The sequence below is a fragment of the Martelella sp. HB161492 genome, assembly GCF_013184775.1.
Lineage (GTDB): Bacteria > Pseudomonadota > Alphaproteobacteria > Rhizobiales > Rhizobiaceae > Martelella.
Genome location: NZ_JAATVV010000003.1, coordinates 22,719 through 41,935, shown reverse-complemented (window position 1 = coordinate 41,935; position 19,217 = coordinate 22,719). Strand labels below are relative to the sequence as shown.

The 19,217-nt window shown below is 60.2% G+C and carries 18 protein-coding genes; 4 read left to right on the top strand and 14 right to left on the bottom strand.

Annotated elements, in window-relative coordinates:
- Positions 1-66: 66 nt before the first annotated feature.
- Together HCK86_RS05920 and HCK86_RS05915 are read right to left on the bottom strand one after the other, a co-directional pair.
- Complete coding sequence (locus HCK86_RS05920) at positions 67-1,899, bottom strand: ABC transporter ATP-binding protein (protein WP_176083553.1); 1,833 nt, start codon at positions 1,897-1,899, stop codon at positions 67-69.
- A 45-nt stretch (positions 1,900-1,944) separates the two neighbouring features.
- On the bottom strand, positions 1,945-3,141 hold the full coding sequence (locus HCK86_RS05915) for an aminotransferase class V-fold PLP-dependent enzyme (protein WP_176083552.1): 1,197 nt from the start codon (positions 3,139-3,141) through the stop codon (positions 1,945-1,947).
- A gap of 102 nt (positions 3,142-3,243) precedes the next feature.
- On the opposite strand from HCK86_RS05915, the gene HCK86_RS05910 reads away from it, so the two are divergent.
- Positions 3,244-4,047, top strand: a complete 804-nt coding sequence (locus HCK86_RS05910; protein ID WP_176083551.1) for an IclR family transcriptional regulator — start codon at positions 3,244-3,246, stop codon at positions 4,045-4,047.
- Between the two features lie 2 nt (positions 4,048-4,049).
- Here the strand turns inward: HCK86_RS05910 and HCK86_RS05905 are convergent, their stop codons facing one another.
- From HCK86_RS05905 to HCK86_RS05850, 12 genes are all read right to left on the bottom strand, one after another.
- A complete protein-coding gene (locus HCK86_RS05905; RefSeq protein WP_176083848.1) occupies positions 4,050-4,529 on the bottom strand; it encodes a RidA family protein in 480 nt (159 codons plus the stop codon).
- A gap of 64 nt (positions 4,530-4,593) precedes the next feature.
- On the bottom strand, positions 4,594-5,802 hold the full coding sequence (locus HCK86_RS05900) for an amidohydrolase/deacetylase family metallohydrolase (protein ID WP_176083550.1): 1,209 nt from the start codon (positions 5,800-5,802) through the stop codon (positions 4,594-4,596).
- Positions 5,803-5,804: 2 nt separating this feature from the next.
- Positions 5,805-6,668, bottom strand: coding sequence for an ABC transporter permease (locus HCK86_RS05895; RefSeq protein WP_176083549.1), 864 nt, complete (start codon positions 6,666-6,668; stop codon positions 5,805-5,807).
- Entirely contained in the window at positions 6,668-7,609 is a 942-nt protein-coding gene (locus HCK86_RS05890) for an ABC transporter permease (protein WP_176083548.1), read from the bottom strand. Before HCK86_RS05890 ends, HCK86_RS05895 begins: the two co-directional genes overlap by 1 nt.
- A gap of 66 nt (positions 7,610-7,675) precedes the next feature.
- Entirely contained in the window at positions 7,676-9,004 is a 1,329-nt protein-coding gene (locus HCK86_RS05885; RefSeq protein WP_176083547.1) for a GH1 family beta-glucosidase, read from the bottom strand.
- A gap of 147 nt (positions 9,005-9,151) precedes the next feature.
- A complete protein-coding gene (locus tag HCK86_RS05880) occupies positions 9,152-10,675 on the bottom strand; it encodes an ABC transporter substrate-binding protein (protein ID WP_176083546.1) in 1,524 nt (507 codons plus the stop codon).
- A 433-nt stretch (positions 10,676-11,108) separates the two neighbouring features.
- On the bottom strand, positions 11,109-12,044 hold the full coding sequence (locus HCK86_RS05875) for an isoaspartyl peptidase/L-asparaginase (protein WP_176083545.1): 936 nt from the start codon (positions 12,042-12,044) through the stop codon (positions 11,109-11,111).
- A gap of 266 nt (positions 12,045-12,310) precedes the next feature.
- A complete protein-coding gene (locus tag HCK86_RS05870; protein ID WP_176083544.1) occupies positions 12,311-13,264 on the bottom strand; it encodes an aldo/keto reductase in 954 nt (317 codons plus the stop codon).
- Between the two features lie 29 nt (positions 13,265-13,293).
- On the bottom strand, positions 13,294-13,734 hold the full coding sequence (locus HCK86_RS05865; RefSeq protein ID WP_176083543.1) for a DoxX family protein: 441 nt from the start codon (positions 13,732-13,734) through the stop codon (positions 13,294-13,296).
- A gap of 33 nt (positions 13,735-13,767) precedes the next feature.
- The gene (locus tag HCK86_RS05860) at positions 13,768-14,478 is read right to left on the bottom strand and encodes an SDR family oxidoreductase (RefSeq protein WP_176083542.1); all 711 of its coding nucleotides are present in this window, start codon (positions 14,476-14,478) and stop codon (positions 13,768-13,770) included.
- A gap of 1 nt (position 14,479) precedes the next feature.
- Positions 14,480-15,010 carry a VOC family protein gene (locus HCK86_RS05855; protein WP_176083541.1) on the bottom strand — a complete coding sequence of 177 codons (531 nt, stop codon included), beginning with the start codon at positions 15,008-15,010 and terminating at the stop codon, positions 14,480-14,482.
- Positions 15,007-16,098, bottom strand: coding sequence for an SDR family oxidoreductase (locus HCK86_RS05850; RefSeq protein WP_176083540.1), 1,092 nt, complete (start codon positions 16,096-16,098; stop codon positions 15,007-15,009). The genes HCK86_RS05855 and HCK86_RS05850 overlap by 4 nt, the downstream gene beginning before the upstream one ends.
- A 103-nt stretch (positions 16,099-16,201) precedes the next feature.
- On the opposite strand from HCK86_RS05850, the gene HCK86_RS05845 reads away from it, so the two are divergent.
- The 3 genes from HCK86_RS05845 (at position 16,202) to HCK86_RS05835 (ending at position 19,209) form a co-directional block, all read left to right on the top strand.
- Complete coding sequence (locus HCK86_RS05845; RefSeq protein WP_176083539.1) at positions 16,202-17,101, top strand: LysR family transcriptional regulator; 900 nt, start codon at positions 16,202-16,204, stop codon at positions 17,099-17,101.
- A gap of 162 nt (positions 17,102-17,263) precedes the next feature.
- Complete coding sequence (locus HCK86_RS05840) at positions 17,264-18,310, top strand: P1 family peptidase (RefSeq protein ID WP_176083538.1); 1,047 nt, start codon at positions 17,264-17,266, stop codon at positions 18,308-18,310.
- A gap of 32 nt (positions 18,311-18,342) precedes the next feature.
- Positions 18,343-19,209: a D-amino-acid transaminase gene (locus HCK86_RS05835; RefSeq protein ID WP_176083537.1), complete on the top strand. Its 867-nt coding sequence runs from the start codon at positions 18,343-18,345 to the stop codon at positions 19,207-19,209.
- Positions 19,210-19,217 lie beyond the last annotated feature (8 nt).

The following is a 19,217-nucleotide window of genomic DNA, read 5'->3' as shown; positions in this document are numbered from 1 at the left end:
TGCCGTGAACCGCCCATTCCTGCCTTCATCGCGCGGACAACTGTGCCGGAACGCCTGCCGAGAACGTCAGTCGCTGAGGCAGAGATGCCCCGGCGCAACCTCATGATAGATGCGCGTGCGCGCGGCAAAATCGAGCGGACGGATCGGGCTTTTGAGCTCTTCCGCCTGGCCGCCACGCCGCATGCCGAGACGGGCGGGATCGGGGATCGGAACCGCCTCCATCAGCTTGCGCGTATAGGGATGCTGCGGGTTGGAAAACACCATGTCCCGTGGGCCGATCTCGACAATCTCGCCGAGATACATGACGGCCACCTGATGGCTGAGCCGCTCCACCACCGCCATATCATGCGAGATGAACAAAAAGGCGATATTCATGCTCTCCTGAAGATCCAGCATCAGATTGATCACCTGTGCCTTGATCGACACGTCGAGTGCCGAAACACTCTCGTCAGCGATGATGACCTTGGGATCGAGCATCAATGCGCGGGCGATACAGATACGCTGGCGCTGGCCGCCGGAGAATTCGTGCGGAAACCGTTTGGCCATATCGGCAGACAGGCCGACCTTTTCGAGAATTTCGGCCGTCTTGTCGCGCGCCTGGGCTCGTGTCCCCATTTTGTGCTCGAGATAGGGTTCGGCCACGGCCTCGCCGACGGTCATGCGCGGGTTCAGGCTGGCGAAAGGATCCTGGAAGATCATCTGCACCGACTGGCGCAGCTTGCGCATCTCGCCGCGCCCATAGCCGAGCACGCTTTCACCATTGACCAGAACCTCACCGCCATCCGGCTCGATCAGCCGCATCACGGCACGGCCGGTTGTCGATTTGCCACAACCGCTCTCACCCACAAGCGACAGGGTCTCACCGGCATGAAGCTTGAAGGAGACATCTTCCACCGCATGGACGCGACCCGTCAGCCGCGACAGCAGGCCTGAATGGATATCGAACCGCTTGGTCAGATTCCTGACCTCAAGCACCGGCTCGTCATCACGCTTCACCGTATCGCTGGTCTCACGTGCCTCTTCTGTCTCGCCGCTTTTGACATCCATGATCGGAAACCGCGCTGGCAGCGCCGATCCCTTCATCGACCCGAGAACGGGAACCGCAGACAGCAGCGCCCGCGTGTAAGGTTCAACGCTTTTGGCAAAGATATCCGCCGTTCGGCCTGTCTCGATCTGCTCACCGCGAAACATAACGACGGTGCGGTCCGCCACCTCGGCGACCACACCCATATCATGGGTGATGAACAGCACCGAAGTCCCCTCCTCATCCTGCAGCGTCTTGATGAGATCGAGGATCTGCCCCTGAATGGTAACGTCGAGCGCCGTCGTCGGCTCATCGGCAATCAGCAGCTTCGGCTTGGCCGCCAGCGCCATGGCAATCATCGCGCGCTGACGCATGCCGCCGGAAAAACGATGCGGATATTCATCAAAACGCGATGCCGCCGAGGGGATGCGCACCTTCTCCAGAAGCCGGATCGTTTCCAGCCGCGCGTCCTTCCTCGAAATTCCGGAGTGGCAACGGATCGCTTCTAGGATCTGGTCTCCGATCGTGAACAGCGGATTGAGGCTGGTCATCGGCTCCTGAAAGATCATCGAGACGTCGGCGCCACGCACTGCCCGCATCTCTCGGTCGGAAAGCGCAAGAAGATTGCGCCCGCCCAGCATGATGCTGCCGGTCACCTTCGCCGTATCACGCGGCAGGAGCCCCATGATCGACAACGAGGTGACGCTTTTTCCCGAGCCGCTCTCGCCGACAATGGCCAGCGTTTCACCGGGCAGGACATCAAAGGAGACATCGCGCACGACGCTGTTCCATGCACCATCGGCATAGAAGGACGTGGTCAGCTTCTCAACCGACAGAACAGGTTCCGACAGTCTTGCGGTTTCATGGCTGGTCATGGCGATATCCCCTTTTGTCCTTGTCTTGTTGACTGTGCCTGCCGGTCAGTCCGGCCAGCTCAGCAGGCCATCGAAACGATGGCGGCTCAGCTCCTCGATCGGCGTGGCGATGATCGCGTTGGAACGTTGCGCCTTGTCGAGCTCTTCGCCGAGACGGCGGGCCACGATCGCTTCCTGCCCTGGGTGAAGATTGCAGGGATCAAGATAGAAATAGTGATGCTCCGCCTCGTGATCACGGACGATGATCGGCGGATCGCCCGCCGCCAGTGCGGCCGCCAGATCCCAGGCGGTGATGCGCGCCTCCGCCGGATCGATGATCACTTTCAGCCGGTCGAGCGGGTTGTTGGTCGGATCGGGATCGATCACCGGATTGACGCCGAGACGGCCAGACAATGTCGCCTTCCAGAGATCGAGATAGCCCGCCTCGCGCGCTCGGATACCCTCATGATCGCGGGTTTCCCAGGCTTCAAGCGCCGCCATGACGCCGAAGATGCTTTCCTTGCCGACCTTCATGCCCCGGCCGATACCGAGATTTTGCAGATAGGCGTGACGCACCAGTTCCTTTTTGCCGGCGACGATGCCCGATGTGGGACCGCCGAGAAACTTGTGTCCGGAATAAAGCGCAATATCCGCCCCGGTTTCCAGAAAGCCGCGCAGATCATATTCCGACGCGGCATCGACAATCACCGGAACCCCGCGCGCATGGCAGATCTCGACGAATTCGGAAAGGTGCAGCAGGCCATAATCGACCACGTGGTGGGAGACGACATAGACCGCGGCAGCGGTGTTTTCGGTGATCGCATTTTCAAGATGGAACCGATGGGTCGAGGTCGCCTGACCGATCGGCACGACGGTGGCACCGGCAAGCCGGATCGCCTGATCAACCGGCGCGCCGTAATTGACCATATGGCCGACCTGCACCAGAACCTCTTTCTTGGCGATCCGGACCTCGGGCAGGCGTTCAACCGCCAGAAGATCCGTGCCGGTAATGGTACCGGCAACGGCGAGCGAGATGCCGGATGAACAGGATGCCGTGATGAAACCGGCTTCCGCACCGGTCAGCCGGGCAATGATGTCACCCGCCTTGCGCTGGAGATCATTCATCTCCACGAATTGCGGCATGATCTTCTGAACGGCAGCCACCGCCTCCGGCACGGCAATCGAGGCGCCAAGGCTCGTCATCGTTCCCGAGACATTGATCACCGGTCTCAAGCCAAGCGACGGACGAATATCCTCACTCATGTCATTCTCCTAGAAAATGCCGGAAGCACCCTTTGCAACTCGACATGTATATCATAATAACGTAACAACACTCAAAGATCAGGAATAGCCAAAGCTGAAGTCATGACCGATAGCGCTGAAGAAACCAAAACGAGCGAAACCAAAGCCAAGCGCAGCCGTGTCAGCGGTATTGACCGCGTGCTGCAGATCATCGATTTCCTCTATGAAACCGGCGAGCCGGCGGGCGGCTATGCGATTGCCAAGGGGATCAAGGCGCCGCTTTCCACCGTTTACACGATTGTTGACGACCTCGTTGAGAAGACCATTCTGACGCGTGCCAGCGACGGCACGCTGTGGCTGGGGCCGCGGCTTTACAATTACGGCATCGCCTATGCCCGGTCGGTCGATTTCATGCGCGTTGCCACCCAGGAAATGCACGATCTTTGCCGCCGTGCCGCCGAAACGGTGCAGCTTTGCGGCCGCGACGGCCACCATATGCTGGTGATGGCCATGGCGGATGGCCCAAGCCATTTTCAGGTCATGTCGCGTGTTGGTTCGCGCATTCCGCTCAACTGGACGGCGTCGGGACGGCTGCTCGTCGGCCATATGCCCGACAAGGACCGGATCGAGCTCTTCAAACGCGGCGCACGTGCCTCGCCGACCGGCCGCGCCGCGATTGACCCGGTGGACCTTTCGAAGGCGGCGGGTGAAGCCTTTGAGAAGCGGCTTTCGGTACAGGTCGGCGAATCCGATTATGCCGTTGCCTGCATCGCCTCGCCCATTCTCAACACCGAAGGCGAATGCGTTGCCACGATCTCCATCGTTCTGCCCGAGCACAAGGCGACATCCGGCGAGCAGCCCTATGGCGACTTCGTCCGCCAGTCTGCGGCGCATATCGAGACGTTGATGGGCTGGCACTCGCATTGATCTCAATCCTTCAGCGCCACGATGGCTTCGATCTCAACCGTGATGTTGTTCGGCAGTGAACCGAGACCGACGGCGGAACGGGCATGAATACCGTTCTCGCCGAACACGGAAACGAAGAGATCCGAACAGCCATTGATGACGCTCGGATGCGCGGTGAAATCCGGGCTCGCATTGACCATGCCGAGGATCTTGACGATATGCTTGATCCGGTCGAGATCACCGACCGCATCCTGCATCACGGCCAGAAGGTTGAGCCCGGTAAGCCGGGCATGCTGATAGGCATCTTCAACGCTGACCTCGGCCCCCACCTTGCCGTAATGCTGCGACCCATCCTTCTCGCTCGGCCCCTGGCCGGAGAGATAGAGCATGTTGCCCTCCTGCTTGAAGGCGGCAAAATTGGCAATCGGCGGCGGCGGCGGCGGCAGTTCGATACCGAGCTCTTGCAGTCGTGTGGCAACCGACGGTGCCTGCATCTTTTCCATTTCAGACGTGTGGGACACAAATGCTCCTGTCATTTCAATTTCCTTCGCCCGATCGCGCGCGCAATCAGCGGAATGCGTAATTCTGTCCGTTATAGCCAGCGCGCCAGGTGCCGGGCGTGTGCCGCGAAGCCTTGACGGCGTGGGTGCCGATCACCGCATATTCGGGATCAAAGAGCCGGGTCATATGCGCCGGATCCCCATTGGAATCGACCACATCCAGCGGCTCATCGAGCAGGCTGAAGACCGTAAATTCGGCGCGCGCACCGGGTTTCAGCAAATCATCCATCGGCAGCCCGATCACCTGAGCCGGTGCATGGGTGACGGCTTCAATCACCTTCTCGAACGGCATGCCGACAGACAGAAGCTTCGACATGGTGGTCGCCATATCCCAGACGGCACCGTTCAGCGAATGACCATGCAGATCTGTGGAGATCGAGAACGGCATCAGCCCGCGCTCAATGGCAGCTTCGGCCACCTTGAAGGAGAAGGACGCACCGCCATGGCCGATATCAAGCCGGACGCCCTCGCCGGCGCAGCGTTCGGCGAGATTGAACAGATCCTCGTCTTCCATGATCGAGGAGCCGAGCTTGCCATTGAAGCAATGGGTGATGATGTCGCCGGGGCCGAGCACGTCGAGAACATCCTCGTAAAGCGCCGGCGGCTCGCCGACATGCACCATCATCGGCAGCTTCAGGATCTTGGCGATCTTCTTGCCGAGCTTGACCGGCGTGATGCCCCAGGACCCCGTGATCACGTGGCTGGCGCGCACCTTGATGCCGATGATGTGGTCGCGGTTTTCCTCATAGCATTGCACGATCCGATCGAAATCGACATCCTTGATATCCCTGAGTTCCGGCACGCGGTTGCAGGCGACAAGACCGATGGAACCGAGATTGAGGAAGGCCTTGATCCGTTCGACCGACGGTTCGATGATATATTCGCGAAAGCCGTGAAAATTGGCCTCACCCGCCGAACCCGCATCGACGAGCGTGGTGACGCCGCGCTCGACGCCGCATTGCGACGGCCGGATCGAAATATCCGTGCCGCCATGCCAGATATGGACGTGGAGATCGGTCCAGCCCGGCGAGATAAAGGCCCCGGCCCCATCAATCACCTCCGCACCTTCGGTCACCGGCAGGCCGCGCCCGGTCGCGGCAATCCTGCCATCGGCGCCGATGGCGATATCGATCTGCCCGTCCGGCGTGTCACGGCCGAAGGCGACTGGACGGACATTGCGGATCAGAAGAGGTGAACCATTCAGTTCAGCAGGCATTTTCAGAGGTCCTTTTTGAGCCGGGGATCGAGCATATCGCGCAGACCGTCGCCGACGATTTGAAGAGAAAGAACGGCCAGGATGATCGCCACACCGGGAAAGAACGTCATCCAGTCGGCAGAACCGAGATACTGGCGTCCCGCAGAGATCATCGTGCCCCAGGTCGGCACTTCCGGGCTGACGCCAAGGCCGAGGAAGGAAAGACCCGCTTCAGCCAGGATGGCATTGGCAAACAGGAAGGTAGCCTGCACCAGGATCGGCGAAACGAGATTGCGCAGCACATGCCGGGTCATGATGTGGCTGGTGGAGATACCCATCGCCTCTGCCGCTTCGACAAAGGGCAGTTCGCGCAGCACCAGTGTCGATGCACGGACGATGCGGGCAAGACGCGGCGCGTAGACGATCGACAGCGCAATGATGACGGTCATCAGCGAGGGCCCGAGGGCTGCGACCAGCGCAATCGCCAGCAGAATGTCCGGGAAAGCCATCATCGCATCGATCAGCCGGGCAATCGGCGTATCGAGCCGCTTGAAGAACCCAGCCAGCAGACCAAGCGTCACGCCGACCAGCGAAGACAGAACCACGACACAGGCCCCGACGAGCAAAGAAAGCCGGCCGGCGAAAATGGTTCGGGTGAAGACATCGCGGCCGAATTCGTCCGTACCGAACCAGTGCAGCTCACTCGGCGGCTTCAGCCGGTTGGCGATTGAAAGCTTGGAGGGCGAAAACGGCGTCACCCATGGTGCAAACACGGCGAGCAGGATGAAGATCGCCAGAATGATCAGCCCGACCGCAACACTTCTGCGCCTGAACAGCTGTTTGATGAATTTGGTCCGGTCGCTGCCGGCTGTCTGAATATCGGCCATCAGTAGCGAACCCTCGGGTCGACGAGCAGATAAAGCATGTCGATTGCGAAATTGATGAGAACATAGAGCCCGGCAATCACCAGAAGTGCGCCCTGGATCACCGGATAATCACGCCTGAGCACGGCAGAAACCACCAGACTGCCGACGCCGGGAAGCGCGAACACGGTTTCGGTCACCACCGCACCGGCCACCAGCACGGCAGCCGTCAGCCCGAGAACGGTGAGGATCGGGATCAGCGCGTTCTTCAGCGCATGTTTCAGCACGACCTTGCCTTCCGAAAGCCCCTTGGCGCGGGCGGTGCGGATATAGTCGTCATTGAAGACATCGAGCATTGCCGCACGGGTGAACCGCAGGATCAGCGCCGATGAAACCACGCCGAGCGATACCGCCGGCAAGATGAGATGGTGCAGACGGTCGGCGAAACTGGCATCCGGCCCGCCATAGCCCGACACGGGAAAGACACCGAAGCGCACGGCAAAGACCTGGATCAGGATCAGACCAAGCCAGAAGCTCGGCACGCTCGCCGCCGTCATGGCAATCACGGTCGAGGCCTGGTCGATGAAAGAACCACGCCGGTAAGCCGCATAAATGCCGACCGGAAGGGCAATGACAGACGCCAGAATGAGGGAGAACAGGGTCAGGAAAAAGGTCGGCTCGGCGCGCTGGGCGAGCGCCGTCGTCACCGGAATATTGAGGAAGATTGACCGGCCGAGATCACCATGCAGCATGCTGACGATATAGAGCACATATTGCTGCAGGATCGACTGATCGAGACCGAGCTTGGTCCTAAGCTCGGCGATATCCTGCGGCGTCGCATCCGGCCCCAGCATCACGGCGGCCGGATCGCCGGGCGTGACGCGCACGATGATGAAGACGATCGTCACCACCAGGAACATCACGACGACCATTCCGACCAGGCGCTTGAGAATATATCGGATCATGGGCAGATCTTTCCGTTTCGGCGGGCCGCACGCATCACAAGCGGCCCGTATCCTTGATGAAGGTCGTCACAGCGCATTGTCAGCGATGACCCCGGCCAGCCAGTGATAGGAAGCCTTGGGGATGCGTTGCAGCGTCGGGTAGTCGACATAGACGAGGCCGAAACGCTTGGAGAAACCGCGTCCCCACTCGAAATTGTCCATCAGCGACCAGGCGAAATAGCCGCGCACATCATGCCCCTCATCAAGGGCATCCAGCAGCGCGCCGAGATACTGGCTGAAATAGGAAATCCGCTCCTGGTCGAGGACCGTGCGATCAGGCCGCAAGGCATCGGGATAGGAGGCGCCATTTTCAGTGATATAGATCGGCGGCCGGCCATAGCGGTTGGAGGTGTCGCGGATCTGCTCGAGGAAGGCCATCGGGTCAACGACCCAGTTGACATCGGTGAGCGGGCCCATGCCGGACGGCGGCATCACCTCCGAATAGCCAAGAGTCGCGTTCGGATTGGGCGCGACGAAGACTGGGTTGTAGTGGTTGAGACCGAAGAAATCGAGCTTCTGGCTGATTTCCTCCATGTCGCCGGGCCTGATCAGCGGCGCGATCTTTTCGGCGAGCGGTTCAGGATACTTGCCGAGCCAGAGCGGATCGACCATCACCCGCCGCCAGATGCAGTCACCGAAGACGCGCGCCTCTTCATGTGCCGCGTCGTCATAATGCGGACGCACCGGACCAAGCGAGACGATATTGCCGATTTCTGCGCCCGGCGCTTCGGCGCGGACGGCGCTGACCGTTTTGCCATGGGCGAGATTGAGATTGTGAATCGATTGCAGGCAGGCTTCGTAACTCTGCTTGCCCGGCGCATGACGGCCAAGATTATAGGCAACCCAGGGAATGACATTGGGCTCGTTGATCGGCGCAAAGCGCTTGACCCTGTCAGCAAAATGCCGCGCCACCTCGGCGGCATAATCGCCAAAGATGCTGGCCGTATCGCGCGAGCGCCAGCCGCCCTCCGCCTCGATGGCAACCGGCATGTCCCAGTGATGCAGGCAGATCCAGGGCTCGATCCCCTCATGCAGCATCAGATCGATCAGCCGGTCATAGAAATCGAGACCGCGTGCGTTCACCTTGCCCCTGCCATCGGGGAAAATCCGCGGCCAGGCGATCGAAAGCCGGTAGGCGCTGACGCCAAGGCCGCGCATCAGCGCGATATCCTCGGGATAGCGATGATAGTGATCGCAGGCGATATCGGCGGTATCACCATTGACGATATTGCCCGGAACCTTGGCGTAGGCATCCCAGACGCTCATCCCGCGACCGTCTGTCTCGGTTGCTCCTTCGGTCTGGTAGGCAGAGGCCGCGACACCCCAGAGAAAATCACGCGGAAATTTACGCACCATCGATCACGATCCGTCAGCAGCCGCTAGACGCCATCCGCCGCAGAACTGCGGCGACAGGCCGGGCCGGAATGCACACTATTGAAAAGGGGGGTGAGACCGACGCCCCGAAAGGGGCGCCGGAAACTTGATCTTCAGATCCGAAACGGCTCACTTGCCGTTTTCGGTGCTGACATTCCAGAAATAAGGCCAGGGCGACGGGTTGAAGTCTTCCAGCGTCTTGGCTTCACCGCTCAGCGAATTGAAGTCACCGACCTTGAAGACCGGCGCATCATCATAGAATGCGGCCTGAACCTCGCCGAAAAGTTCCTTGCGCTTGGCCGGATCGGATTCCGCCAGGAAGGGATCGGTAACGGCATGCTTTTCGGCAGATGCCCACCAGCCCGGATAATCATCAGACATCCAGCCATTGAGCGCCGGCTCTGCCGGGAACGGACCATGGGTGATGAAGATATCCCAAAGACCCGGATCGGCACGGCGCTGGGTCAGCGTTGCCCAGTCATAGACTTCCAGATCGACCTTGAAACCGGCAGCCTTCAGATATTCGGCGGCAACCTGAGCCATCTTGTAATGAAACTCATACTGGCGGCTGGTGAGGATGCGCAGCGTGCTGCCATCATAACCGGCCTCTTTCAGCATCTTGGCAGCCGCTTCCGGGTCGCCGTCGCCATAGCGTTCGACGCCCTTGTCGGTGTGCCAGACATAGCCTTCCGGATAAAGCGAGCCGTCGACGGCGAAGAAGCGCTTGTCGCCGAAAGCGGCGAGCAGCATGTCTTCCGGATTGAGCGCTTCCTGCACGGCGTGGCGGATTTCCTTGTTGGTCATCATGCCTTCCTTCGTGTTCATCACGAAGACGGGCGCGCCATAGGGCGCCAGGATAACCGGAAGCGCCTTGTCGGACTTTTCGAGGCGGTCATAGCTTTCCGTCGGCAGCGAGTCGGCATAGTCGAACTGGCCCGAGGAAATGCCTTCAAGACGCGTATTGGCGTCGGCGACCGGAACAAAACGGATCTCGTCGAGGATCGCTTCGCGCTTGCCGCCAAAGCCGCTGGCCGGCTCGCTGCGGGCTGCATAATCATCGAAGCGGACAAGCTGGATATACTGGTCGGCCTTGTGATCCTTGAGCATATAGGGGCCCGTGCCGATGAACTTGGTCAACGGCTCGGCCAGATCTTCCTTCGGCATGATGACGGCGGCCGAATTGTTGAAGGCGAGCAGCGACAGAAGCGGAGCATAGGGCTTGTTGAGCTCGATACGGATCGTGTCATCGCCCGTTGCCGTCACGCTCTTGATATAGGGAGCCGCCTGCTTGCCGCGCGATGCGATATCCATCCAGCGCTCAATGCAGGCAACCACATCGCTCGAATCCATGATCGTGCCGTCATGGAAGGGGACATTGTCGCGGAGCTTGATGTCGTAGATCGTGCCGTCACCGGAAATCTCCGGCATGGTCTCGGCCAGAAGTGGCACGACATTCCACTGATCGTCATAGGTGAAAAGCGTTTCAAAAATATGCTGCGTCGTCATGCCGACAACATCGGCAGTCGAAGCCATCGGATCGAGGGTCGGCGGCTCGCCGATCGTCGCGACATCAATGATTCCAGACGCGTTTGCAGCCATGGGTACGAGCGGCAGCGCCATGCAGGTCGCTGCCAGAAGCAGTCTCTTCAGCATTTGAGTTCCCTTACTTATTCCACAGTTATGAACTATAGATCATTATTACGTCATTAAAGGTAAATTGGTCTGCGGTGTCAAGTCCCATGCGGTTCCGAACAGCGACAAAGCTGGGCCGCTGCAATTGCCGAGGCGCGCAGAAAAGCTGCCGCGCCGGTGGCCCGACACGGTCGAAGGATCGCTGGATCACATTGATGAAAATGATCAATATATTGATTTTATGTCGTTATTTATGATTTCCTGGCGCCGCGACGTTTGACGGCAGCCCCCGACAACCAAAGGCATTCGGGGCGCATATGGGCTGGAACATAGGCTTGCAGCAGCAGATGTGTGGCCAGGCCATCGCCGGTACCGCCAGCTACGAGGCGGAAACGACCGCCGGCAGAATGCCGGCAGCTTCGCCATTTTGCCCAGATGAAAATCAGTTCCCCGATCAGTCGCCGTCGCGGTAGATGGCAATAACGGGCTCTCCGCCGGCACTCTGCGCGGCGCGGTACATGCCGGCGGAATTGAAGACGAGAACCGGATCGCCCGTTCTGCCGACCGCAATGATCCCGCCACTCTCGGCTTCGAGTGTAGCCAGTTCAACCAGCACCTTGCGCCGCGACGCCTCGATCAGCGATAGGCCGCCATATTCCATCATGGCGGCAATATCACGGGCGACCGTCAGGCGGATGAACAATTCGCCATGCCCGGTTGCCGAAACGGCGCAGGACGCATTGCTGGCATAGGTGCCTGCGCCAATGACCGGACTATCGCCGATCCGCCCCACAGCCTTGTTGGTCATGCCCCCGGTGGAGGTCGCCGCAGCGAGATTGCCCCTGGCGTCGCGCGCAACCGCACCAACGGTGCCGAACTTGTTGTCATTGTGATCAAGCGAAATCACATTGGCGGCGCGGGCCTTTTCCAGTTGCTGCCGCCGATGCGCGGTCTCGAAATAGGCGGGCGGTACAGCAGGCAACCCACCGGCACGGGCAAAGCGCGATGCGCCTTCACCGCAAAAGGCCACATGCGGCGAGTAATCCATCACCAGGCGCGCCAGCCTGATGGGATTGGCCACATCACACACGGAAAAGACCGCGCCCACGGCCAGGTCGTGTCCGCGCATGATGGCGGAATCAAGCTCGAAGCCGCCATCGGCCGTCAGGACGGCTCCCCGCCCGGCATTGAAGAGCGGATCGTCCTCCAGCGCGATCACGCTTGCCTCGACCGCATCTTCGGCAGCACCGCCTGCCTCAAGCACGGCGCGACCGGCAGCAAGGGCTGCCTCGAGCCCCTGGCGGTAGGCCGCCTCCCTTTCCGGTGTCATCGTCTCTTTCAAAATCGTGCCGGCGCCGCCGTGCAGCGCGATCGCCCAGTCATCCGACATATCTCAAGCCTTTCACTTCACCTGCCTGGCAGTGATGCCACAGCACCTGATTCTGCAGTCTGGCCCACAGTGCAAAAGGCTTCAAGAAGCTGGGGCCAAGGCTTATATGCGCAACGGCGTGGAATTGGATCTGACGGGTGAATTTGACCCCTGGCACCGGCGCAGCGCAAGTGGCGCCCGGTATCAGCTCCGGCCAGGATAGCAGACACAAAAGCCGGCCGCAGCATCTGCGACCGGCGAGCATGTTTCAAAACGGGAGCGCCCCGTCAGTTGCCGGCATCGCTGAGCGCGGCAAGCTCATCATCGGCCAGGGCCAGGCTGGCCGCACGGGCGAAGCTTTCGACCTGTTCAACCGCGGTGGCTGAAGCGATCGGCGCGGTTACGCCCTTGCGCGCGATCAGCCAGGCAAGCGCCACTTCCGCCGGTCTGGCCGAATGCGCGGCGGCAACCTCCTCTAGAACATCCAGAAGCTTCATACCGCGTTCGGTCAGGTATTTTTCGACCATGCCAGCGCGTTTGCGCCCCTTCAGATCCGCTTCGGAGCGGTACTTGCCGGAGAGGAAGCCGGAGGCGAGGCTGAAATAGGTAATCACGCCGAGATCTTCCTTGATTGCAAGGTCCCGCAACGGGCCGTCGAAACTATCGCGATCATAGAGATTATATTCCGGCTGCAGCACCTGATAGGCAGGCAGGCCCTCGGACTTTGCAATACAAAGCGCGTTTGCCACCATTTCCGCATCATAATTCGAGGCACCGATGGCGCCGATCTTGCCGGCCTTGATGAGCTTGTCATAGGCGCCCAGCGTCTCGCCATGGGCAACGTCTGCATCCGGCCAGTGGGAAAAATAGAGATCGATATGGTCCGTCTGAAGTCGCTTCAGCGAGTGCTCGACCGCCTCGAGAATCCAGCGCTCGGACAGTCCTTTTTCGCCTGGCCCGCCCATATCCGAGCCGACCTTGGTAAACAGCGCCACCCTGTCGCGCATGCCCGGACGGGCTGCAAACCAGCGCCCGAGAATCGTCTCGGATTCTCCGCCCTTGTTTCCATCAACCCAGGCGGAATAGACATCCGCAGTATCAATGGCATTGAAACCATGATCGATGAAGGCATCGAGAACGCGAAAGCTTGCCGCCTCATCAAGCGTCCAGCCAAACACATTTCCGCCAAAGACGATCGGCGCGATTTCAAGCCCGGTCTTTCCGAGCGGTTTCCTGTCCATAGTCCAAACCTTTCGTGATTTTTCAAATTTCAGCGCAGCGCATGCGCAGGCGCATCGAAACGTTTCAACGTCTTCATGGCGAAGGCACCGGGGCCGAGAATGGCGAGAACGATCTGCATGAATATCCACAGCATCGGGAACTCATAGCCGCCATTGATGGCCCAGATTCCGTTCGGGATCCAGACCTCCAGCGCCGGCACCAGGATGACCAGAAGCGCCAGCGACATGGTGCGCACATAAAGGCCGAGCACCATGCAGATGACGGCAATCACCTCCAGGGTGATATCGCCCCAGGCAAACCAGGCAGGATAGCCGAGACCGACAAACATATGCTCGGTCGCGCCCATGCCCTGATGAATGACCTTGTAGCACCAGTGGACGCCCCAATAGAGGGCCAGAACCAGGCGCATGAGAAAAATGCCGTAGGGCGTTGCCCCCTTCGCTTCTTCGAAGGCGTTGAGAAATTTCATGATTATTCTCCTTCAAACTCTTTTCAGGCGGTGTCAGGCGATGGCCCCTCCGCCATCGACAAAGACCGTCGAACCGGTCATGTAGGGGTTCGCCATGAAGGCGAGCGCCTGAATGGCCACATCGTCCGGCGTACCGACCCGTCCTGTTGGCAGGCGCGCTGCGGCGCCTTCGAACATCGCCTTGCGGCCATCGCCGGCAAGCGTGTCGTACATCTCCGTCATGATCAGCCCCGGCGCGACGCAATTGACGCGCACCGGCGCGAATTCAAGCGCCAGACCACGGGCAAGCCCCTCGATGCCGGCATTGATCGCCCCCTGGATGGCCGCCCCCGCTTTCGGCCGCACCGAGAGAAAGCCGGTGGTGAAGGTAAGCGAACCGCCATCGGCGATGCGGGCGGCACGGGCGAGCCGGTAGGCGCCCCAGAATTTCGAATTGAATGACGCATAGGCGTCTTCAAGCGGCAGCGTCCTAACCGCGGCAACCTTGGTGCTGGCCGCCGATGAAAAGACATGATCAAAGGGATCGCGCGCAGCGAAAAAGGCTTCAAGCATTGCCGCGTCGCCGGTATCAAGAACCGTCCCGTCCACCGAGCCGGTGAGACGCGCCAGTGCCCCGGCGACCTTCTCCCGTGAGCGGGAAGCGATCGTCACGGCTGCACCCTGTTCAAGCGCGGCCTTTGCCACGCCGAAACCGATACCGGACGAACCGCCCAGTACCAGCACTTTCTGTCCTTCAAGCATCATGTCATTTGTCCTCATCGCTGTCCGGCAGCCAGCGCTCAGCCGCAGTGCCTGGGTCGTAATTCATGGGAGAAGAAAAGCTTTCGAACTCGATCAGCAGCCCCCAGGGCGTCAGACCGAAACGCCCGAGATTGCCCGGACCTTCTTCCTGCCCGGTCAACCCGTAGGGACCCTCCATCAGCGTGCCGCCGGCCCTGGCAAAGCGCGCTGCGGCCGCGTCAATATCATCGACATTGATCGAGAAATGGCTGATGCCGATATCGGCGATATTGCCACCGCCAGGCCGACCGGGATGATCGATCTCGAAAATCTCGATATTGGCACCATTGGCAAGACGCAGCATCGAAACGGCGACGATGGCAGCCTTGGCATTGAGACCGTTCTTGGCGGCAAGATCCGTCCCCTTCAGCGGCGCTTTTGTCTTGTCCGTCAGCGAGAACAGCACTTCTGCACCAAAGGCTTCGGCGAAGAAGGCAACAGCCTCACCGTGATCGGGCACGGTGATGCCGATATGTTCGATACCCCGGATGGTCATGGAATGATCTTCCTTTCGCGAAATTCGTCAAACAGACGGATGAACATCGTTTCACTATCGACGACAGAGGCAAAGCCAGCCTGACGGATCCGCGTGGTGGAGGAGATGACATCCCAGTCGCAATTGAAGATGAAATCCCCGAAGCCCCAGGCGGCGACCTTGTCGAAGGGCACATCGGCAAGACCATATTTTGCCTTGATCGTCTCCCACAGTGGCGCTTTGTCGGCCATCATGGTCGCAAGACTGATCGGCATCGGCTCCGCCGGATCCATGTCGAAATAGGCAGCGATGCGCTTCCACAGCTGCGACCAGCGGAAGATATCGCCATTGGTGAGGTTATAGGCGGTATCGGCCGGTGCTTCGGTTGCGGCGAAGACGGAACCTTCCGCGAGCTGGGCAGCATCCGTCACCTGGGCCAGCTTTCCATAGCAAGTGGGTGATCCCGGAAACCGCAACGGCAAGCCCAGTTCCTTCGAAATCGCGGCATAGACAGCGATGACCATGGCAAGGTTCATCGGATTGCCGATGGCAAAACCACAGACCACATCCGGCCGGAGCACCACGAATGACCAGGATTTTCCCCCGGCATAGGCTTTCAGCCAGTCCTCCTGATCATAATAGAACAATGGCGGCATGACCCGCGGATGATCCTCATGCGCCGGGGTGACAAAGGCACCGAGATGGGCCCCGTAATATTTGGCACCCTCATAGAGCAGAACCCGCTCCAGCGCCGGCGATGCCGCCTCCGCGGCACTGACACAGTTTTTCAGCATGGTCAGATTGATATCGACCTGCGCCTTGGGATCATCATGTTCCTGATAGGCCGCATAAAATACATGGGTGAAAGGCCCGGCCTCGACAATCGCCGCGCGGCTCGCCGTTTCATCGGCAAGATCAACCGATAGATAATGGGCCGCGGTTTCGAAATCCGGTGCCCGGCGGGATATGGCGCTGACTTTCCAGCCGAGCGTATCGGCAAGATAGGTCACCAGATTGCGCCCGATGACGCCGAGCCCGCCGGCGACAAGGGCATGCGGCGTCTGGGATGGTGCGTATCGGTCAGGTGTTTGAGGCGTTCTTTGCTGCATCGGACTATCCGCGACTTCGTGTTGTGCTGCATCTAGAGATATATTGCGTCTGTTGAAAAAGAATGTTTCAAGAATACAAATGACTTTTCGATGGTAATGAAGAATGGATGATCCGACCCTGATGCGCCTGTTCGTGGCGATTGCCGAGCGCGGCTCGCTTTCGGCGGTCTCGCGCGCCTGGGGCGTTGCGCCGTCTACGGTAACGCTCGGGCTGAAACAGCTGGAAGAACGGATCGGCACCCAGCTGATCAACCGCACCACCCGCAGCATGGCGCTGACGCCGGAAGGCGAACGTTTTCTCCAGGAATGCAGCCGCGTACTGACGGATCTCGACGCGCTGATGGGCAGTTTCTCCGAGGACGGGCCACTATCTGGCACCATCCGGATGACAGCAACCATGGATCTCGGGCGCCAGCGCATCGCGCCGCTGATCGAGGCATTCATGAAACGCCATCCAAACGTCAACGTGCAGCTCTATCTCAGTGATTCGGTGGTTGATCTGGTGGATGCCGGGCTCGACCTTGGCCTGCGCACCGGACCGTTGCAGAGCTCCGATCTGCGCGCCCGGCTGATCGTTCGCGGCCACAAATGCGTTTGCGCGGCGCCGGCCTATTGGGCACGGCATGGAAAGCCTGCCGATCCCGAAGCGCTCACGGAGCATAACTGCATGGTCTTCGCCACCCCCGGAGAAACCCAGGCAAGCTGGTCATTTGGCCACAAGGGCAAGCGTTTCCGCGTCCGCATCAGCGGTGATCGCACCGCCAATGACGGTCAGGTGCTGAAGGACTGGGCGATCGCCGGTGCGGGCGTGGTGCTGAAATCAACCTTCGACATTGCCTTCGATCTTGCGGCCGGACGGCTTGAGACGGCGCTCGAGCCCTATACGACGGAGGCGACCAATCTTTATGCGGTATTTCCGCCGCGCCAGCGCCAGCCGCGGCGGCTTGAAGCGCTGCTGGACCATCTGAGCGCGGGGCTTTCTGGCGGTCTTGCCACAGAATAGAGCGCGCGTCGCCGGCCGCCGCGCCAGCGGCCCGCCGAACGCCCGGATCCGCACCGCCATGCCCTCTTGCAAAGCCGGTCTGAAACTATTCGAACTTTGCGTTACCCTCGGCGCAGATCGCCCGATAAGGTCACCGGCGAAAGCCAGAACGCGGGGAAAGCAATGCAAAATCCGGCACCTGTCAGACCAAGAACCCTCGGTATCACGTTTGGCCGGTATGAAACCGGGCCGCTGAACGCCATTACCGATGTTGCCGGTGTACTGGTGGGCCACGCGACGCTGATCGAGGGAGAGCGGACCCGCACCGGCGCGACCGCAATCCTGCCGCATGGCGGCAATCTGTTTCAAAACAAGGTGCCGGCCGGGTTCAAGGTGCTGAACGGATATGGAAAATTCGCCGGCAGCACGCAGATCGCCGAGCTTGGCGAAATCGAAACCCCGATCCTTTTGACCAATACGCTTGCCGTTGGCCGCGCAATCGAGGCGATCAACCGTTTCACGCTGGAACAGCCCGGCAATGAGCGCGTCACCTCGCTCAATGCCGTGGTCGGGGAAACCAATGATTCCCGCCTCAACGATATCCGTGCACAAAGACCGAGCATCAGCGAGATGATCGCCTCGATCAAGATCGCACGCAGCGGCCCGGTGGCGGAAGGCGCCGTCGGAGCCGGGACCGGAACCGTTGCCTTTGGCCTGAAAGGCGGTATCGGCACGGCGTCGCGCCTGGTGCCGGTCGCCGGCGAGACCTATCGGCTCGGCATCCTCGTCCAGTCCAATTTCGGTGGCAGCCTGCGCATTGACGGCCGCGCGTTTGAGAACGACGTTCACGCCGACAAGGACGGCTCCATCGTCATGGTTCTGGCGACCGACGCGCCGCTTCTGTCCCGCAATCTGACCCGCCTTGCCGAGCGCTGTTTCGGCGGCCTTGCCCGCACGGGCGCTGCCCTTTCGAACGGATCGGGCGACTATGCGCTGGCCTTTTCCACCCATGAGGCAGTGCGGCGGACGGCAAAACGCAGGCGCGGTGTCGCAACGGCTGAAGACCTTGCCAATGAAAGCATCTCGCCGCTGTTTGAGGCGGCAATCGAGGCAAGCGAAGAGGCAATCATCAATTCGCTTGCGATGGCGATCCCGCTTGAAGGCTACGATACAGCCAAAGCCCGGACCTCCTTCTTCGACGCTCTGAGACTGCCCGCGCAGAGCCGCTGATCCCTTCTCAATCCTGACCGAAAGGAACTCCCATGTCCGGTGAACGGACCCGCATTGTCTATCTGAACGGCGCCTTTCTTCCTGAAAACGAAGCCCATATCTCCATTTTTGACCGTGGTTTCCTGTTCGGCGACGGCATCTACGAAGTCACCGCCGTGCTGGACGGCAAGCTGATTGACAGCGACCTTCATATGGCCCGCCTTGAACGCAGTGTCCGTGAGATCGACGGCAGACTGCCGATCTCGACCGACGCGATCGTTGCCATCGAGAAGCAGCTGATCGCCGAGAATGGCCTCAACGAAGGCGTGGTCTATCTCCAGTTCACCCGCGGTGCCGAGGACCGGAATTTCCTCTATTCGGACGATCTCAAGCCGACGCTGCTGCTGTTCACCCAGGCAAAGAACATCGAGCATGCGGCGAGTGCTGAAAAGGGCATCAGGGTCAAGACTGTCCCCGACCAGCGCTGGGCCCGTCGCGACATCAAGACGATCTGCCTTCTGCCGCAGGTTATCGCCAAGCGGGAGGCCAAGGCTGCCGGCTGCGGTGAGGCCTGGATGCTTGACGGCGATTTCGTCACCGAGGGGGCGTCATCGACGGCCTATCTGATCACAAGCGACGGCAAGATCATCACCCGCGGCAACAGCCAGATCACCCTGCCAGGCTGCACCCGTCTTGCCATTCTCGATCTGGCGCGCGAGGCGGATCTTGCCATTGAAGAACGGCCCTTCACGCTGAAGGAAGCACTGGAAGCCGAAGAGATCTGTTTGACCAGCGCCTCCAACTTCATCGCGCCGATTGTCGAAATCGACGGAAGGCCAGTCGGAACAGGCAAGCCCGGACCGGTCTATCAGCGCCTGCGTGAACTCTATATCGAAAACGCCCGCAGGAACGGCATCTGAGACGGCGA